Genomic DNA, 17621 nt, shown 5'->3' on the forward strand with positions numbered 1-17621 from the left:
CTTGCACCCATGCCTTCGGGCGGATGCGTAGGCACCGAATGCTACCGAGTGTCGCGAAACGCGGCCGGAGGACACCATCCGAACCCTAGGATCGGCGACGATGAAATCCACCGAGAAAGTGACCGACACCACCGGGACCTTCAGCGCCGACGAACTGAACGAGGCGTTTGCAGGGTTCCAGCGCACGGTCGCCGAGGTCGCGGCCGGCGGAGACTGGGACCGCTACGCCGACATGTTCACCGAGGACGCCGACTTCGTAGAGCACGCGCTGGGCACGATGCGGGGCCGCGAGGAGATCCGGGCCTGGGCCTGGCGCACCATGACGGCCTTCCCCGGCAGCCACATGACGTCGTTTCCTTCGCTGTGGCACGTCGTCGACGCCCCGACGAGCCGGGTGATCTGCGAGGTCGACAACCCGATGCGCGACCCCGGCGACCAGAGCCTCATCACCGCCACCAACATCACCATCCTCACCTATGCGGGCGACGGCCTGTGGAACAAGGAGGAAGACGTCTACAACCCGATGGAGTTCGGCCGGGCGGCGATGCGGTGGTGTGAGAAGGCCCGCGAATTCGGCAACCTCGACGAGGCCGCCGAACAGTGGATGACGACCACCGGCGCCTTCTTCGCCCGGCCCCGCAGCAAGGACTGACACCGGCAGGGACCCTGCCCACCTGCGACGAGACCGCCGGGCGGCCGGCCACGACGACCGTGACCGAAACCACCGGGGACGGTCGTAACGTCGGCACCAGCAGGACACGACAGCATCACTGACGGACTTGGGACGCGGTCCCGAGTGCCGTAGGCTAGAGCTTTGACCAGTGGGGGTAGGGCTGCGCGGCCGCGTGTCCGAGACCACCCAAGATCCGCCCGGGTGGGCGCGACCCGCCCACGACGATGTCGCGATCACACTCGTGGCACCGCCGCGAGGCTGACAATGACGACACACGTACGACGACACACGCGGACACCGTTTCGGAGGACATCTATATGGCACGCGAGCTGACGCAACTCGAGCTTCTCAAGGAGCTCGCCCCCGTTGCCGAGGACAACGTCAACCGCCACTTGAAGACCGCCAAGGACTGGAACCCGCACGACTACGTCCCGTGGGACGAGGGCCGCAACTTCGCCGCCCTCGGCGGCGTCGACTACGACCCCGAGCAGTCGCACCTCGACGAGGTCGCCAAGGCCGCGATGATCACGAACCTGCTGACCGAGGACAACCTGCCCTCGTACCACCGGGTCATCGCCGACAACTTCTCGATGGACTCCGCGTGGGGCCACTGGGTCGGTCGCTGGACCGCCGAGGAGAACCGCCACGGCATTGTCATGCGCGACTACCTCGTGGTCACCCGCGGTGTCGATCCGGTCGCCCTCGAAGAGGCCCGGATGATCCACATGACCAACGGCTACGACCCGATGCTGGCGGACGCCGGCCGCGTCGACGAACTCGAGGAGCACGCCGACGAACTGGGCCTCCTCCACTCGGTCGCGTACGTGACCTTCCAAGAGCTCGCGACCCGCGTCAGCCACCGCAACACCGGCAAGGCCTGCAACGACCCCATCGCCGACAAGATGCTGCAGCGCATCGCGGCCGACGAGAACCTGCACATGATCTTCTACCGCAACATCTGCGGCGCGGGCTTCGACATCGCCCCCGACCAGACGCTGCGCGCGGTCACCGACATCGTGACCAACTTCCAGATGCCCGGCGCAGGTATGCCCAACTTCCGTCGGCACGGCGTGCTGATGGCCAAGCACGGCATCTACGACCTCCGCCAGCACCTCGAAGAGGTCGTCATGCCGGTTCTGCGCAAGTGGAACGTCTTCGAGCGCGACGACTTCACCGCCGAGGGCGAGAAGGTCCGCGAGGAGCTGGCCGCCTTCCTCGAGCAGCTCGAGAAGGACACCATCCGCTTCGAGGAGATGCGCGATCGTTCGCTCGCCCGCGAGGCCAAGAAGCGGGAGCAGCAGGCATCCTGAGCACGACCCTGAGCAGCCCGGCGCCTTCGACCTCCGAAGGCGCCGGTTCTGCGTCGTCCGCGAAACTCCGCATCGGTTCCATCGAACTCGCGAGCCCCGTCGTGCTCGCCCCGATGGCCGGTGTCACCAACGTCGCGTTCCGCACACTGTGCCGTGAACTCGAACTCGCCCGCACCGGAACCGTCTCCGGCCTGTACGTCTGCGAGATGGTGACCGCTCGCGCACTCGTCGAACGCCATCCGGTGACGATGCACATGACCACCTTCGGGCCCGACGAGAACCCGCGGTCGATGCAGCTGTACACGGTCGATCCGGAGTACACATACGAGGCCGCGAAGATGATCGTCGACGAGAACCTCGCCGACCACATCGACATGAACTTCGGCTGCCCGGTACCGAAGGTGACGCGTAAGGGCGGCGGCTCGGCCATCCCCTACAAGCGGACGCTGTTCCGCAAGATCGTCGCGGCTGCCGTCCGGGCCACCGAGGGCACCGACATCCCGGTCACCGTCAAGTTCCGCATCGGCATCGACGACGACCACCGCACGCACCTCGACGCCGGCCGCATCGCCGCCGAGGAGGGTGCCGCGGCGGTCGCCCTGCACGCCCGGACCGCGTCACAGCGGTACTCCGGCGAGGCCGACTGGGACGAGATCGCCCGTCTGAAGGAGCACGTCACCTCGGTGCCGGTCCTGGGCAACGGCGACATCTTCGAACCCGCCGACGCCGTCGCGATGATGAACCGGACCGGCTGCGACGGTGTCGTCGTCGGCCGCGGCTGCCTCGGACGCCCGTGGCTGTTCGCCGAACTCGCCGCCGAGCTCAACGGATTCGACGCACCCACTCCTCCGAACCTGGGCGAGGTCGCCGAGATCATGGTCCGGCACTGCCAGCTGCTCGTCGACCACCACGGGGAGATGAAGGGCTGCCGCGAGATCCGCAAGCACGTGGCGTGGTACCTGCGGGGATTCCCGGCCGGCTCGGAGATCCGGCGGCGGATGGCACTCGTCGGCAGCGTCGACGAGCTACGGGAACTGCTGTCCGAACTGCCCGCCGACGCGCCGTTCCCCAGCGACGGCCACGGTCCGCGAGGCCGTCAGGGTTCGCCGGCGAAGGTCGCGCTGCCCGACGGCTGGCTCGACGATCCCGACGAGGACGTCGTGCCCGCCGGCGCGGAGATCATGCACTCCGGCGGCTGACACATTCTGCGAAAACCGTCACAACGCACCTCTGGCTGAGGCCTCTTCTCAGGTGTGATCAGTAAGATGGCGCGGAGGTCCCGGCCTGCCGGGTCCGTACGTGCGTGCGCACCGCGTCGACCAGCCCCGACGCGCGGTTGGCGCTTTGTAGACCTCGGGGCATGAGGAACGTGCATTGAGTCGTTGGACATCGGGCCCGGACGAACCGGAGGCGGGGGACGAGGCCAACAGGTCTCGTCGTGGCCGTCGTGCCGGGCGCCCGGACGATGCGAACGACCGCCGTCCCCCGCTGGAACCACGCGCCCAGGATGCCTCCGCGTCGAGTGCGCACCCGAGTCTCCGTGAACCGCGTGCCAGCGATCGTTTCGTCCGCGGGCGGACGCGTCTGACCGTCCGCGAGCTCATGGAGCAGATGAACGCGGAGGAGCCGCGGACACCTCCGACCGACACCCCGCGTCGTGGACGTTCCCGCGCCGACGCCCCCGACCAGGCACCCCCGGCCGGTCGATCCGCGTCCATCCCGCCCACCACCCGCGGCCGGTCGCGTCGCTTCGACCCGGCGCAACCCGACCAGGTCCCGCCCCCGCGTCCCCCGCTCGGACGGAGCGACCGGGGCCAGCCCGCGGGCGACGATCGTCCCACCGAGATCCATCACTTCGGCAACGACGTCACCCAGAAGATCCCCACGATCGGTGACAAGCCCGGCGACCCGGCACCCGACCTGTCGGACCGGGCCACCGCGAAGCGGGCCATCGAGGAGTCGCGCGCCCAGGACGCCATGGTGCCGCCCGCCACCCCGAGCGAGCCGCCCGCCCGGCGTGAACCGCTCGAACGAACCCCCGACCTGACCGGTCCGCTGCAACTCCGCCAGACCCCTCGCCGCCATCCGGGACGCGGCGACGGCGACCGCCGCGGCTCACTCGTCCGCAAGACCACCGCCACCGGACGCATCCTGGTGGCCATCGCGTGTGTGACCGCCCTGGTCGGCACCGGTTTCGTCTGGAACTACCTGCAGTCGTGGAACGGCAACTGGCGCAACGTCACCGCCGTCGACGCCGAAGACAAGAACATCCGCAACAAAGACGCCCAGAACGGTGACGAGACCTACCTGATCGTCGGCACCGACACGCGCGGCGGCAACAACGCGAAGGTGGGTGCAGGAACCACTGCCGACGCCGAGGGTGCGCGTTCGGACACCGTCATCCTGGTCAACGTCCCGGCCAACCGCGAGCGCGTCGTCGCGGTGTCCTTTCCGCGCGATCTCCAAGTGGACCAGCCCGCCTGCAACTCGTGGGACAACGAATCCGGTGAGTACGGCGCGGAGATGCCGGCACAGACCGGCGTGAAGCTGAACAGCGTCTACTTCTACGGCGGCCCGCAGTGCCTGGTCCGCGTGATCACCCAGATGAGTGGTCTCAACATCAACCACTTCATCGGCATGGATTTCTACGGTTTCGAGAAGGTCGTCCGTGCGATCGGTGGCGTGGAGGTCTGTTCGACCGTCCCGCTCTACGACTACGAGATCGGCCACATCCTCCGTAAGCCCGGCAAGCAGAAGTTGACCGGTCGCCGCGCGCTCAACTACGTCCGCGCCCGCAACATCGCCTCGGAGGGCAACGGCGACTACGGCCGCATCAAGCGCCAGCAGCTGTTCATGTCGTCGCTGCTGCGGTCGACACTGTCGGGCAACGTGCTGTCCAACCCGAACAAGCTCAACAGCATCGTCAACACCTTCATCGAGTACAGCTACGTCGACGGTGTGGACACCCAGTCGCTGATCAATCTCGCCGAGTCGATGCAGGGCATCGAGGCCGGCCGCGTCTCCTTCCTGACCATCCCCACCTCCGGCACCTCCGAGGACGGTCAGAACAACGAGATCCCGCGCACCGACGACATCGACGCGATCTTCAACGCGATCATCGACGACCTCCCACTGCCCGGTGAGAAGGTCGAGAAGAAGAAGCCGACATCGAAGGCCCCCTCACGGGCTCCGAGTTCGCGGAACTCGACCGAGACCCCGGGACGGATCAACGCCACCGCGCAGAACCCCGGCAACGTCGGTGTCCGCGTGCTCAACGGCACCTCCACCACCGGTCTGGCCGCCGAGGTCTCCGAGCAGCTCACCCCGTACGGCTTCGACGTCCGCGGCGTCGCCGACGCGTCGGAGGACCGGGACGACACCGTCGTGCGGTACGGCCCGGGACAGCAGAACGCGGCCGCCACGCTGGCCGCGATGTTCCCCGGCGCCGAGATCCAGCTCGACCGGACGGTCAAGTCGGGTGTCGAACTCATCCTCGGGTCCGACTTCACCGGCGAGCTGGGGTCGGTGCCCGACGCCGGCGCCACAGTGAACGTCGAGCAGCTCGCGCCGGCCGAGAACTCCGGTGACCTGCCCAACGACCTCGCCGTCACCAACGCGGGCGACACCACCTGCACCTAGTCCGGCCGGTCCGGACGAACCGACATCGAAGGTTCTGCACCGGGCGTTCACGCTGCGTTCATCGGCCGTGGGCGGGCTGGACCGATTCCCGACGTATCCTGGGAACATGCGTACCGCCTACCAAGAGCAACTCGAGGCGCTGACCCACGTCCTGGGTGAGATGTGTGAACTCGCGGGCACCGCGATGTCGCGAGCCACCCAGGCACTGCTGCAAGCCGACCTCGCCGTTGCCGAAGAGGTCATCGGCGACGCCGAGCGGATGACGCAGTTGTCGGCCCGCGCCGAGGAGCAGTCCTTCGCCCTTCTCGCACTCCAGGCGCCCGTCGCCGGGGACCTCCGCGGCGTCGTCAGCGGTTTCCAGATCGTCGCCGACGCCGACCGGATGGGCGCGCTGGCCCTGCACGTCGCCAAGGTCGCCCGTCGACGCCATCCCGCGAAGGCCCTCCCCGAGGAGGTCAACGGGTACTTCGCGGAGATGGGCCGGCTCGCGGTGACCCTCGCGAAGAGCGCTCACGAGGTCCTCGAGACCCGCGATCCCCAGGCCGCGCTGCGCCTGCAGGAGGACGACGACGCGATGGACGACCTCCACCGCCACCTGTTCACCGTCCTGATGGACCGCGAATGGCAGCACGGCGTCGCCGCCGCCGTCGATGTGACCCTGCTCGGCCGTTACTACGAACGCTTCGCCGATCACGCCGTGCTGATCGGTCGCCGGGTGGTGTTCACCGCGACCGGCAAGACGCCCGAGCAGTTCCAGAACGTCGGGTGATCTTCCTCGCTCACCTCCCCGGGGCGAGCGAGGGCACACATCTCGAGAGGCCGAGAATTCAGTTCGACGAACTGAACTCGGCCTCTCTTCATATCAGTGAACATCTGGGGCCGTTTGTGCCCGGAAACGATTTCGCAGCCACACAGGTCCCCGTTATGGTGGCGGGCATGGGCCAGCATCAGCCGATCGAACCCGACTTCAATGCGATGACCGACGAGGACGCCGCGGCCGCCGCTCACCGCCGGCAGATCATCACCTACCTCGGTGTCATCGCCTCGCTCGCCGCTCTGCTCGTCATCCTTCTGATCAACATGTGAGATGCAGACAGGGCCCCTCCCGTGGCGGGAAGGACCCTGTCGGAGTGAAATCGCCGCAGATCTAGCCGAAACGACCCGAGATGTAGTCCTCGGTCGCCTTCTTCGACGGATTCGAGAACATCGTCTCGGTGTCGCTGATCTCCACGAGCTGCCCGGGCTGGCCGACGCCCTCCAGGTTGAAGAAAGCGGTCTGGTCGCTCACGCGCGCGGCCTGCTGCATGTTGTGGGTCACGATGACGATCGTGTACTCCTTCTTGAGTTCACCCATCAGGTCCTCGATCGCGAGGGTCGAGATGGGGTCGAGCGCTGAGCACGGCTCGTCCATCAGCAACACATCGGGCGAGACCGCGATGGCCCGCGCGATGCACAGGCGCTGCTGCTGACCGCCGGACAGGCCGCCGCCCGGCTTGTCGAGGCGGTCCTTGACCTCTTCCCACAGATTCGCACCACGCAGGCTGCGCTCCGCGACCTCGTCGAGCTCGGCCCTGTTGCGCACGCCCTGCAAACGCAGACCGGCGACCACGTTGTCCTTGATGGACATCGTCGGGAACGGGTTGGGCCGCTGGAACACCATCCCGATCGTGGCCCGGACGCTCACCGGGTCGACGTTGCGCCCGTAGATGTCCTCGCCGTCGAGCAACACGCTGCCCTCGGCGTACGCCCCCGGGGTGACCTCGTGCATGCGGTTGAGGGTGCGCAGCACCGTCGACTTGCCGCAGCCGGACGGGCCGATGAAGGCGGTGATGCAGCGCGGCGGCACCTCGAGGGTCACGTCCTTCACCGCGTGGAAGTCGCCGTAGTAGATGTTCAGGTCTTTGATGTCGAGGCGCTTCGCCATGACTTTTCCGTTTCTACAGAGGTGTTCAGGAGGTCTTGGGCGCGAAGATCTTCGAGACGATCTTGGCCCCGAAGTAGACGATGGCCACGAGGATGACCAGGCACAGGGCCGCGCCCCAGACCTTGTCGAAGGCGCCGGGCCCGTTGTTGTACTGCTGCACCATCATCAGCGGTAGCGATTCCTGATTGCCGTCGAAGGGATTCCAGTTCATCGCTCGCGTCGAGCCGACCAGGATGAGCACGGGTGCCGACTCCCCCATCACGCGGGCGATGGCCAGCATCACGCCGGTCACGATTCCCGAGAGTGCCGTCGGCAGCACGATTTTCACGATGGTCTTCCACTTCGGGATGCCCAGTGCATACGACGCCTCACGCAGGTCCTGCGGGACGATCTTGAGCATCTCCTCGGTCGCGCGGACCACCAGCGGGACCATCAGCAGCACCAACGCGATCGCCACGACGAAACCGGAGCGCGGGAGGCCGAGGGTGGTGCGCCAGACCGCGTAGACGAACAGGGCCGCCACGATCGACGGGACACCGGAGAGGATGTCGACCATGAAGGTGGTGACCCGGGCCAGCACCGACTTCTTGGTGGCGTACTCGACGAGGTAGATGGCGACGAAGATGCCGAGCGGGATCGAGATCACGGCCGCCAGCGCGGTCTGCATGAGCGTGCCGACGATGGCGTTCGCGGCGCCGCCCTTGCGTTCCGGCAGCGTCCACCAGTCGATGTCGAGCAGCGGTTCGATGCCCCGGATGACCAGTGTCGAGACCAGCCACACCAGGGGCACCAGCGCGACGAGCAGCGCGGCGATGACGGTCACGCGCACGACGTGATCGGTGAGGCGCCGACGCTTGGCCAGCGGGGTGAAGCCCGAGGGCTTCTTTACCGGGTCGGCCGTGGGCGACGAGGTGGTGACGGTCATGGTCACTTCTTTCCGGCGACGACCGCGCGGGCGGCGGCGTTGACGACGAAGGTCAGGACGAAGAGGGTGAGGCCGGCGGAGATGTAGGCGCCGGTCTTGGCGGGCGAGTCGAACTCGGCCGCGTTGTTCGCGATCTTGGTCGCGAAGGTCTCGCCGCTCTCCATGAGGTTGAAGTTCATCGGGCCGGCCGTGGAGATGATCAGCAGCAGCGCCATGGTCTCGCCGAGCGCGCGACCGAGGCCGAGCATCGACCCGGAGATGTAGCCGGAGAAGCCGAACGGGAGCACCGCGAGCTTCACGACCTCGAACTTCGTCGCGCCGAGCGCGAGGGCCGCCTCGCGGTGACCCTTCGGCGTCTGCATGAAGACCTCGCGGGTGACCGCGGTGATGATCGGGAGGATCATGACGGCGAGCACGATGCCCGCGGTGAGCAGCGTGCCGCCGGTGGACATGTTCGCGACCTGCGTGGGCTGCTGGAAGAACGGCAGGAAGCCGAGGTGGCCGACGAGCCACTCGTTCACCGGGACCAACGCCGGACCAAGAACGAGGATGCCCCAGAGGCCGTACACGATCGAGGGCACCGCGGCCAGCAGGTCGACGGTGTAGGTGATCGGTCCGACCAGGCGCTTGGGGGCGTACTCGGTGAGGAAGATCGAGATCCCGAGCGCGACCGGCATCGCGATCAGGAGAGCGATGACGGCGACGACGACCGTCGCGTAGAACAGCTGCGGAATGCCGAATGCGAGCTGGCTGCCGCTCGTGATCCAGTCACCGGTGTAGGTGAAGAAGTTCTCCTCGTTCTTCGCCAGCGACGGGGCGGCCTGTGCGAGGAGGAACAGTGCGATGAGTCCGATGACGAGCGAGACCACGAATCCCGAACCGACCGCCAGGGTGCGGAAGACCTGGTCGGCCACGCGGTGACGGGCGGCCGAATCCAGGCCGCCGGGTGCGGCTCCGTCCGGCGGCCCGTGAAGGGCCGGCCCGTCCGAATCCGGCGAGACCGCGCCATCCTCTTTGCTCAGCGACGTCATGCGTCCCTCTTGTGCTTCCGCTCTGGTCATTGGGGCCACTTCCCGGTCCACCGCTCACAGTCCGTGCAACACGCGAAGAGTCGTGTCAGTGTGTCAACCGCGCGTGCGGGGCCGCAAACCGTGGCGGCCCCGCACGCGCTGTTCAGTTGTGTCACGTCAGGCGTTGCCGCTGCCGGCGAGCGCGTCGATGCTGCCCTGCAGCTTGGCCTTGAAGTTCTGCGGCACCGGCACGTAGCCGATCTCCTCGAGGCCGGTCTGGCCGTCGCCGAGGATCTTCGTGAACGCGTCCTTGAGGGTGGTGCTGGTCGCATCGTCGGAGTAGCCCGCCGAGCAGACGATGGAGTACGGCGTCAGCAGCAGCGGGTAGGCACCCGGGGCCTTCGACGCGAACAGCGCGTCGGTGTCGACGACCAGGTCCTTGCTGTCCGGGTTCTTGAAGGCCAGCTCGTCGAGGGCTTTGCCGGCGCTGGCGGCGTTCAGCTCCACCGGACCTGCTCCGAAGTCGATGTCGGCGACGCCGAGGTCGTTCTCGGTGGCGAAGCCCCACTCGACGTAGGTGATCGAGCCGGGGGTCTTCTTGACGGTGTCACCGACTCCGGTCGACTTGGACGCACCCGAACCGACGTTCTTGGGAGCGAACTCCTTGCTGTGCTCATACGGCCAGTCGTTCGGCGCCGAGTTCTGCAGGAACCGCTGGAAGTTGTCGGTCGTGCCCGAGCTGTCGGAGCGGTAGACCGGGACGATGTCGCCACCGGGCAGCTGCACACCCGGGTTGAGTGCGGCGATCGCCGGATCGTTCCACTTGGTGATCTTGCCGTTGAAGATCTTGGCGATCACGGCGGAGTCGAGCTTGAGGTTGTCGACGCCCTCGAGGTTGTAGGCGATCGCAACCGGTCCGACGACCAGCGGCAGATGCCAGGGATCGTTACCGTTGCAGCGTTCCTTGGCCTGGGTGATCTCGTCGCCCTTCAGGGCCGAGTCCGAACCCGCGAAGTCGACGTCGCCGGCGATGAACTTCTTGATGCCGTCACCGGAGCCGCTGCCGGTGTAGTCGAGGACGATGTCGCTGTCGTCCGAGAGGATCTGGCTGAAGTGCTCCATGGCCTTCTGCTGGGCAGTGGAACCCTCTCCACTCACCGTCTGGGTGTCTCCCCCACCACACGCCGTCACCAGGGTCAATGCCGCGATCGTCGACACCGCCGCCAGAGCGCCGTTCCGCTTGATTCTCACCGCAGGTGTTGCCTTTCCGTCTCGTGCTCCGTCCCGAGGCTCGGGTGTCCGGAGTGTCCGAAGGGAAAGCTATGCGCGCCGGGTGGCCGAATCCCCGCCAGAAGGTGAACGACAGGTGAACCGACCAAGGCAGTCCGGTGCGGATATCTCCGTGACCTCGGCACCCCGCCCCGGAGTGATCTGCGCTACGGAACGGTCGGCATCAGCACACAGCGCAGCACCGCGCGCGGGAGATCGCGACTCAGCCGTAGGCGACGTCGACGGCAAACCTGGTGAAGCCCAGGCGTTCATACGTGTGCAACGCCGCCGTGTTGTCGCCTTCGACATAGAGGTTGATCTCGGCGACACCACGCTGTGCGAGGTGGTGGAGTCCGGCCAGCGTCAGCAGCCGACCGAGCCCGCGCCCCTGAGCCTGCGGATCGACGCCGACGATGTACACCTCGCCGAGATCGGCGTCGTGTTGTTTGGTCCAGTGGAAGCCGAGAAGCCGTGTCGGGTCCTCGGTGTCGAACGCCAGGAAGAGACCCTCCGGGTCGAACCAGTCGGCCGCAACCCGCTCGGTGATCTGATCCAGCTCCCAGCCGCCCTGTTCGGGATGCCAGTCGAAGGCGGCGTTGTTGACGCGCAGGATCTCCGCATCGTCCGCCGGCCCGGCGTGGGTCCGGAGTGTGAGTCCCGGATCGACTGCCAGCTCGGGGAGTTCGTGTCCCTCCCCGACGGGGCGTCGTAGCTGCAGCAGTTCCCGACGCTTCTGCAGCCCCATCGCCGAGGCGAGGACCACCGCACCGGGAAGATCGCCGTGCGCCCACACCCGCGCCTCGAGGCCGTCCTGTCGCGCCGCGGCGAACGCGGTGTCGAGCAACGATCGGCCCAGCCCCCGCCGTCGCCGCTCCGGGTCGACGACCACCTCGATCATCGACGGCTCGCCGTCACGACCGGGCACGATGTTCGCGTAGGCACCCTTCGACCACACGTGGACGACAGGCGAATCCGGTGCTGCGTCAATCGCTTTGACCGCGTCGTCCGACAGCGGTCCGACACCGTCGGCGGACGTCGCCGCACACACCATGCGGTGCGCTTCGGCGGCCACCTCCGCCGGAGCGGCGCCTCGTCGTACCTGCATCTCGTCAGTTTCCGGCGCTGGCACTGAACTCCTCGTCGAAGGGATCGGGTCCGTCGAGATCGTGGTCGAAGTCGGCCGAGTCGACATCCGCCGCAACACCTTCCGCCGTGTCCGCGATCTCGGCAGCCGATGCCCGGCCGCGCGTCGGCCGCACCGCCTTGTATCCGACGTTGCGAACCGTACCGATGAGCGACTCGTGTTCGCTGCCGAGCTTGGCACGCAGACGACGCACGTGCACGTCGACCGTGCGTGTGCCACCGAAGAAGTCGTACCCCCACACCTCCTGGAGCAGCTGGGCGCGCGTGAACACGCGACCCGCGTTCTGCGCCAGGTACTTCAGGAGTTCGAACTCCTTGTAAGTGAGGTCGAGGGGACGTCCACGCAGTCGCGCGGTGTACGTCCCCTCATCGATGACCAGCTCCCCCAGCGTGACCTTGCCCGACGTCTCCTCTGCCGCCACGCCACGGGTGCGTGCCACCAGCAGACGCAATCGCGCGTCGAGTTCCGCCGGCCCCGTACCCGGCAGCAGGAACTCGTCGATGCCCCAGTCCGCATTGACCGCGACCAGCCCACCCTCGGTCAGTACAGCCGCCACCGGCACCGACGAACCGGTGCTACCCAACAGTCGGCACAGTCCCCGCGCCGCAGCGAGGTCTGCGCGCGCATCGACCAATGCCACATCCGCGTTGCCCGCCTCCATGAGGGAGGACACCTCCGTCGGAGCGACACGCACGTTGTGGGCGAGCAGCGACAGCGACGGCAGGACCGACTCCGGATTGGGGTCGGCCGTCAACAACAAGAGATCCACCTAGAACTCCGATCTCGTTCGTCCCGTCCCGGACCTTCCGATCTGCTCACCACGCTGTGAACGACTACGCACACGTCACCGAGGATTGTTTACGCTGCCTTACCAACGTGTGCGAGATAGATGACAGAATAGCGCCACCGCCGCACTTCGCTGTTAACAAGCCGGCCGGGGCAACGCTGCAGATGACGGGGAGGGTGGTCGTCCGATATGCCGGGCATGCGGAAGATCCTCGTCGTGGCGGTGACCGTGGCGGTCGTCGCCGCAGCGGCCGCGCTTCTCGTCGACGTCGGCGCGGCAATCCGCGGCGAACACCGACTGTCCCGGGCCCTCGCCGAATCCCCCCGCGTCCCATTCGATCCCGAGGTCACGCTCGCCGGGTTCCCCTTTCTCACGCAGGCCGCGAACGGTGAGTACTCGGGAGCGACGATCTCCGCGCGCGGTGTCGAAATGCCCGGTTGCGAGCCCGCGCGTGGCGTCTGCCGAGGCGAACTCGGCGCCACCCTGGGGCGTTTTCAGGGCGCGGATCGGGGCGATTTCACCGGGAGTGATGTTCTGCACACCGCGTCGATCTCGGCGTACACCCGCCTCGACGCGGTCACCCTCGCCCGTTATCTCCGGATCACCGACCTGACCGTGAGCACGCCCGCCCCCGACGGCAGAGCCGGCGGCGGTGGCCCCCAGGACGGTGTCGTCTCACGTTCGGAGGGAGTCGTCTTCACCGGAACGGTGGCACTGCCGCCCGAGGACGGCCTCGACGCCGACGATCCGCCGTCGGCGTCGGCGTACACCGGTCCGAAGGTCCGGGTCAGCGTCGCGGTCGACCTCTCGGTGACCTACGGCGCATTGGAGATCCGGGCGACAGACTTCTACACCGGACCCGAACGCCACCTGGATGCCGAAGTCCCCGAGGACATGCGCGCCGCCGTACTCGACCGATTCAGCATGGTCCTCCCCCGACTCCCGATGGCCTGGGGTCTCGTCGCGCAGCGCGCGGAGAGTTTCGGCGGTGACGTCCAGCTGGTCTCCGAATCGGGCGTCACCGACGTGCGTCCGGACCGGTTCTGACCCGACGCCGCGACCAGACTCGCGCACATTCCGTTCGCAGCCTTTTCTCGCAGGTCAGAGTGCAATCCACCCGGGGTTTCGGACTCTGTTCGGCACTGTTGTACCCTCGTTGGCATGCAACAGCGCCGTGAGTACATGCTCACACGTCGCCGGGCGATCGACTTCTGTCGTGTCGCCGATTGTTGCTGTCGCACGCACCGCTGACGGTGTGCCATGACAAGCGCTGCCCCGCAGCCGCGCCATGCGCACCGCCGATGACGACGGGGTGCGTTTCTCCCGAGGCCTGAGTGTCTTCTCCATGCGCCTCCTCGTTCATCACAGACAGAGCCGCGGGCGCCGTCCGCGCCTCGCCGCTATTCCGCACCATCCGATCCATCCATCACCAGTTATTCATCCGAAAGGAACCAGACATGGCACGTTCCGACGTCCTGGTCAGCGCCGAGTGGGCTGAGCAGAACCTCAACGCCGACAACACGGTCTTCGTCGAGGTCGACGAAGACACCTCGGCTTACGATGGCGGCCACATCCCGGGCGCGATCAAGCTCGACTGGAAGCAGGATCTGCAGGACGGCGTCCGTCGCGACTTCGTCGACGCCGACCGCTTCTCCAAGCTGCTGTCCGAGCGTGGCGTCGCCAACGACGACACCGTGATCCTCTACGGCGGCAACAACAACTGGTTCGCGGCCTACGCCTACTGGTACTTCAAGCTGTACGGCCACAACGACGTCAAGCTGATCGACGGCGGCCGCAAGAAGTGGGAGCTCGACGGCCGTCCGCTGTCCTCGGATGCGGTCACCCGTCCGGCCACCGAGTACAAGGCCTCCTCGCCCGACCTGAGCATCCGCGCGTTCCGCGACGAGGTCATCGACGCCATCGGCACCAAGAACCTGGTCGACGTGCGCAGCCCTGACGAGTTCTCCGGCAAGATCCTCGCGCCGGCGCACCTCCCGCAGGAGCAGGCGCAGCAGCGTGGCCACGTCCCCGGCGCCATCAACATCCCGTGGTCGACCACCGCGAACGAGGACGGCACCTTCAAGTCCGACGAGGAGCTCACCGCTCTGTACGCGGACAAGGGATTCGACGACAGCCGCGAGACCATCGCGTACTGCCGCATCGGCGAGCGCTCGAGCCACACCTGGTTCGTGCTGACCGAGCTGCTCGGCAAGAAGAACGTCAAGAACTACGACGGAAGCTGGGTCGAGTACGGCTCGCTGGTCGGCGCCCCGATCGAACTCGGAGAAGGAAAGTAACAACTATGTGTGCTGCACCCAAGCAGGGACAGAAGCTGCCTGCGGGCGTCGACGTGGAGAAGGAGACCGTCCTCACCGGACAGGTCACCGACGGCTCGGGCAACCCGGTTGCCGGCGCCTTCGTGCGTCTGCTCGATTCGACCGGTGAATTCACCGCCGAGGTCGTCGCCTCGCCCACCGGTGACTTCCGGTTCTTCGCCGCTCCCGGAACCTGGACGGTTCGCGCCCTGTCTTCCGTGGGCAACGGCGATGCGTCGATCAGCCCCGAGGGTCCCGGCATCCACGAGCAGGACATCATCGTCTCCAAGTGATGCAATCCTGATCGTGGGCGTCTGACACCCCACGACGAACCCGGTCACCGCATTGCGGTGACCGGGTTCGTCGTTTCCGAGGGTTGGAAGGGGTGGGTGTCCACCCCTTCCGTCCCCTGAGGAGCGAAGCGTTTCGAAGGGTGACCCCCTGAACTTCCCGGACATCCCCGGGTTAGAATTTGCGTCGTGGTCCTCTTCTTCGAAATCCTGCTGATCCTGGCCGCCGTGCTGATCACCTGGTTTGGTGTCTACACCCTCTACCGCCTGGTCACCGACGAGTCGTGACGTCCCACCCGGGAGCCGGTGACGCCGGCAACGAGCCAGTCGGCGCCGCCTCCTCCGGGGACGGTGTGCCTTCTGGCGACGGTGTCGTCGCCGACGGTGGCGCCCATCGCTCAGGCGACGAGGCGATCAACCAGGCCGAGGCACGCGCCGTCGAGTCCGGTAGCCGTGAGCGCAACATCCCTACGTGGGACGACCTCCCGCTGCCCGCGGACACCGCGAACCTCCGTCTCGGCGCCGACCTCCATCCCGGCCTGCTGGCACTGCTGCCGCTGGTCGGTGTATGGCGCGGCGAGGGCGAAGGCCACGACGTCGACGCCGACACCGACTACCACTTCGCGCAGCAGATCGTCGTCTCGCACGACGGCCAGAACTTCCTCACCTGGGAGTCCCGCTCGTGGGTCATCGACGACGACGCCGCCTTCGTGCGGCCCGACCTTCGCGAATCGGGATTCTGGCGCATCGGTGAGGACGACACCATCGAGTTGCTCCTCGCCCACGCCGAAGGGTCGGTCGAACTCTTCTACGGCACGCCTCTCAATCAGACCTCGTGGGAACTTGCGACCGACGTCGTCATCAAGTCCCAGTCCGGACGTCGCGCCGGCGGTGCCAAGCGGCTCTACGGTCTGGTTCCCGACGGCGACCTCGCCTACGTCGAAGAACGGGTCGGCACCGACGGTGACCTCTTCCCCCGACTGTCGGCCAAACTACGACGCCACGTCGGCTGAGCCCGGCCGCACTCTTCTCGACGCGCGCTCCGGGCGTCGCTCAGCGATGCACCCGGCTGCAGCCGCGTCGGCGATCCGAGAACGCCACGTACAGGTTGCGCTTCGGTAGCGCGCTGTACACCAGCGATCCGAGCATGACCACAACCGATCCGTATGCCGTGGCGGCTCCGGGGCGACCCGCCCATCCGGGGTGCACGGTTCCCGACGCCGAGACGTAGGGGCCACGTCCGGGCGAACCGGTCTGCCGTTGTCCCACCACCGAGAACACGTCGCTCTGCGCTGAGTGCGGGGAGACCGGGAAGTCGACCCGCTCACGCGGACCACATTCGACGACGCTGTACTCCGTCCCGGCCCGATGAACGACCGCAACCCAGCTGTCGCCGGCATTGCGAACAGTGAAAGTCGTTCCACCGGACCGGTATTGGTATGAGATCCGATCCTCCGCCGGGTCCCGTAGGCGGCAGCCGGCGAGTCCGCCGACCCAATCCGTGCTCCACGGGGTCAGGTAACGCTGGGCGAGGAACTCCCGCTCGGTCGGGATCGGGATGGTCACCGGCCTCGCCCTCCCCTGCTGGACCCACACCCCGCCATAGACCACCGGACGACCGTCGGCGCGTCGAGGCGCCTGCACGTTGGTGAACGAATCCTCGTCGGGCAGGATGATCATCTCGCCGGGTCCGAGACGCCGGAGCTCGACGCGGCCGTCGACGAAGAAGATCAGCGCGGCCGCGGGGCCGGCACCCCGGTTGTGGATGGACACGTGTTCGTCGTCGGCATGGAAGAGTCCGGCCTCGTGGGGGTCGGCAAAGGTGAAGCGGGGCGGCGTCGTGGTTCCGAAGTCGGGATCGCCGGGACCCCAGTACAGATCGTCCCACCGGCCGTCGCGAGCAGCGGCGTCGTCGGCGACAGCACCTCCGAGACCAGGACCGACCGACTGTTCGCGGACTGCGTTCGTGGCGACCATCGTTCTCTCCTCGGGCGGGTGTCCCCTGTGGCAGGTATTCGTGACAGGTACATCGCCGGACTGCTCCGGTTCATAACGCCCGCACCCCGAACTCTCGAGTAGTCCACCACCCGAACGACAATGTCCGGACACGATGCCCGGACATGGAACGGCCCCCGCATCGCTCATACGAGCCTCGTGCCGACCGGACCGGGTCGGGATGCGGGGGCCGGGTGACCACCTGGTATTCGTCGGCGCTGACGAGGCGGGGATCCACCTCCGGCGACACGAATGCCACACGGTCAGCTGCTAACGGATGGTCACCTCACATGTCCGATGAGATATCACTATCAGACCACCTCCTTCCCTGTGTACCCGC

17 protein-coding genes are annotated in these 17621 nt (G+C 67.1%); 10 read left to right on the plus strand and 7 right to left on the minus strand.

The window, feature by feature from the left end:
• The first annotated feature begins 100 nt into the window (after positions 1 to 100).
• The 6 genes from GKZ92_RS18645 (at position 101) to GKZ92_RS23595 (ending at position 6708) form a co-directional block, all read left to right on the plus strand.
• A complete protein-coding gene (locus tag GKZ92_RS18645; protein WP_006358655.1) occupies positions 101 to 652 on the plus strand; it encodes a nuclear transport factor 2 family protein in 552 nt (183 codons plus the stop codon).
• A gap of 338 nt (positions 653 to 990) precedes the next feature.
• Positions 991 to 1983, plus strand: a complete 993-nt coding sequence (locus tag GKZ92_RS18650; protein ID WP_035755837.1) for an acyl-ACP desaturase — start codon at positions 991 to 993, stop codon at positions 1981 to 1983.
• A 113-nt stretch (positions 1984 to 2096) separates the two neighbouring features.
• Positions 2097 to 3182, plus strand: coding sequence for a tRNA dihydrouridine synthase DusB (dusB, locus tag GKZ92_RS18655; RefSeq protein WP_035755863.1), 1086 nt, complete (start codon positions 2097 to 2099; stop codon positions 3180 to 3182).
• Positions 3183 to 3357: 175 nt separating this feature from the next.
• Positions 3358 to 5622 carry an LCP family protein gene (locus GKZ92_RS18660; protein WP_006358658.1) on the plus strand — a complete coding sequence of 755 codons (2265 nt, stop codon included), beginning with the start codon at positions 3358 to 3360 and terminating at the stop codon, positions 5620 to 5622.
• Between the two features lie 106 nt (positions 5623 to 5728).
• Positions 5729 to 6391 carry a phosphate signaling complex protein PhoU gene (phoU, locus tag GKZ92_RS18665; protein WP_042377541.1) on the plus strand — a complete coding sequence of 221 codons (663 nt, stop codon included), beginning with the start codon at positions 5729 to 5731 and terminating at the stop codon, positions 6389 to 6391.
• Between the two features lie 167 nt (positions 6392 to 6558).
• On the plus strand, positions 6559 to 6708 hold the full coding sequence (locus GKZ92_RS23595; protein ID WP_164905310.1) for a hypothetical protein: 150 nt from the start codon (positions 6559 to 6561) through the stop codon (positions 6706 to 6708).
• A gap of 61 nt (positions 6709 to 6769) precedes the next feature.
• On the opposite strand, the gene pstB is transcribed toward GKZ92_RS23595, so the two are convergent.
• The 6 genes from pstB to GKZ92_RS18695 form a co-directional block, all read right to left on the minus strand.
• Positions 6770 to 7546 carry a phosphate ABC transporter ATP-binding protein PstB gene (pstB, locus tag GKZ92_RS18670; protein ID WP_006358661.1) on the minus strand — a complete coding sequence of 259 codons (777 nt, stop codon included), beginning with the start codon at positions 7544 to 7546 and terminating at the stop codon, positions 6770 to 6772.
• 25 nt (positions 7547 to 7571) lie between these two features.
• Entirely contained in the window at positions 7572 to 8471 is a 900-nt protein-coding gene (gene pstA, locus GKZ92_RS18675; RefSeq protein ID WP_006358662.1) for a phosphate ABC transporter permease PstA, read from the minus strand.
• Positions 8472 to 8473: 2 nt separating this feature from the next.
• Complete coding sequence (pstC, locus tag GKZ92_RS18680) at positions 8474 to 9502, minus strand: phosphate ABC transporter permease subunit PstC (protein ID WP_006358663.1); 1029 nt, start codon at positions 9500 to 9502, stop codon at positions 8474 to 8476.
• A gap of 156 nt (positions 9503 to 9658) precedes the next feature.
• The gene (pstS, locus tag GKZ92_RS18685) at positions 9659 to 10732 is read right to left on the minus strand and encodes a phosphate ABC transporter substrate-binding protein PstS (protein WP_006358664.1); all 1074 of its coding nucleotides are present in this window, start codon (positions 10730 to 10732) and stop codon (positions 9659 to 9661) included.
• Between the two features lie 241 nt (positions 10733 to 10973).
• Entirely contained in the window at positions 10974 to 11855 is an 882-nt protein-coding gene (gene mshD / locus GKZ92_RS18690) for a mycothiol synthase (RefSeq protein ID WP_155225518.1), read from the minus strand.
• A 4-nt stretch (positions 11856 to 11859) separates the two neighbouring features.
• Entirely contained in the window at positions 11860 to 12663 is an 804-nt protein-coding gene (locus GKZ92_RS18695; protein ID WP_006358666.1) for a winged helix-turn-helix domain-containing protein, read from the minus strand.
• Between the two features lie 207 nt (positions 12664 to 12870).
• On the opposite strand from GKZ92_RS18695, the gene GKZ92_RS18700 reads away from it, so the two are divergent.
• The 4 genes from GKZ92_RS18700 (at position 12871) to GKZ92_RS18715 (ending at position 16299) form a co-directional block, all read left to right on the plus strand.
• The gene (locus tag GKZ92_RS18700; RefSeq protein WP_155225519.1) at positions 12871 to 13728 is read left to right on the plus strand and encodes an LmeA family phospholipid-binding protein; all 858 of its coding nucleotides are present in this window, start codon (positions 12871 to 12873) and stop codon (positions 13726 to 13728) included.
• A gap of 410 nt (positions 13729 to 14138) precedes the next feature.
• Entirely contained in the window at positions 14139 to 14978 is an 840-nt protein-coding gene (locus GKZ92_RS18705; RefSeq protein ID WP_006358669.1) for a sulfurtransferase, read from the plus strand.
• Positions 14979 to 14983: 5 nt separating this feature from the next.
• Positions 14984 to 15289, plus strand: coding sequence for a DUF1416 domain-containing protein (locus GKZ92_RS18710; RefSeq protein WP_006358670.1), 306 nt, complete (start codon positions 14984 to 14986; stop codon positions 15287 to 15289).
• A 281-nt stretch (positions 15290 to 15570) separates the two neighbouring features.
• A complete protein-coding gene (locus GKZ92_RS18715) occupies positions 15571 to 16299 on the plus strand; it encodes an FABP family protein (RefSeq protein WP_042377536.1) in 729 nt (242 codons plus the stop codon).
• Between the two features lie 40 nt (positions 16300 to 16339).
• Here the strand turns inward: GKZ92_RS18715 and GKZ92_RS18720 are convergent, their stop codons facing one another.
• Positions 16340 to 17263, minus strand: coding sequence for a hypothetical protein (locus GKZ92_RS18720; protein WP_143932415.1), 924 nt, complete (start codon positions 17261 to 17263; stop codon positions 16340 to 16342).
• Positions 17264 to 17621 lie beyond the last annotated feature (358 nt).

This window comes from Gordonia sp. 135, from assembly GCF_009720185.1.
Classification (GTDB): domain Bacteria; phylum Actinomycetota; class Actinomycetes; order Mycobacteriales; family Mycobacteriaceae; genus Gordonia; species Gordonia alkanivorans.

What these genes read in the sequence shown, in the direction of transcription:
- pstC (WP_006358663.1), bottom strand. Translation starts at nt 9,502, where the DNA reads ATGACGTCGCTGAGCAAAGAGGATGGCGCGGTCTCGCCGGATTCGGAC.
- GKZ92_RS18645 (WP_006358655.1), top strand. Translation starts at nt 101, where the DNA reads ATGAAATCCACCGAGAAAGTGACCGACACCACCGGGACCTTCAGCGCC.
- GKZ92_RS18710 (WP_006358670.1), top strand. Translation starts at nt 14,984, where the DNA reads ATGTGTGCTGCACCCAAGCAGGGACAGAAGCTGCCTGCGGGCGTCGAC.
- GKZ92_RS18650 (WP_035755837.1), top strand. Translation starts at nt 991, where the DNA reads ATGGCACGCGAGCTGACGCAACTCGAGCTTCTCAAGGAGCTCGCCCCC.
- mshD (WP_155225518.1), bottom strand. Translation starts at nt 11,855, where the DNA reads ATGCAGGTACGACGAGGCGCCGCTCCGGCGGAGGTGGCCGCCGAAGCG.
- phoU (WP_042377541.1), top strand. Translation starts at nt 5,729, where the DNA reads ATGCGTACCGCCTACCAAGAGCAACTCGAGGCGCTGACCCACGTCCTG.
- GKZ92_RS18700 (WP_155225519.1), top strand. Translation starts at nt 12,871, where the DNA reads ATGCCGGGCATGCGGAAGATCCTCGTCGTGGCGGTGACCGTGGCGGTC.
- GKZ92_RS23595 (WP_164905310.1), top strand. Translation starts at nt 6,559, where the DNA reads ATGGGCCAGCATCAGCCGATCGAACCCGACTTCAATGCGATGACCGAC.
- pstA (WP_006358662.1), bottom strand. Translation starts at nt 8,471, where the DNA reads ATGACCGTCACCACCTCGTCGCCCACGGCCGACCCGGTAAAGAAGCCC.
- pstB (WP_006358661.1), bottom strand. Translation starts at nt 7,546, where the DNA reads ATGGCGAAGCGCCTCGACATCAAAGACCTGAACATCTACTACGGCGAC.
- GKZ92_RS18720 (WP_143932415.1), bottom strand. Translation starts at nt 17,263, where the DNA reads ATGGTCGCCACGAACGCAGTCCGCGAACAGTCGGTCGGTCCTGGTCTC.
- GKZ92_RS18705 (WP_006358669.1), top strand. Translation starts at nt 14,139, where the DNA reads ATGGCACGTTCCGACGTCCTGGTCAGCGCCGAGTGGGCTGAGCAGAAC.
- dusB (WP_035755863.1), top strand. Translation starts at nt 2,097, where the DNA reads ATGGCCGGTGTCACCAACGTCGCGTTCCGCACACTGTGCCGTGAACTC.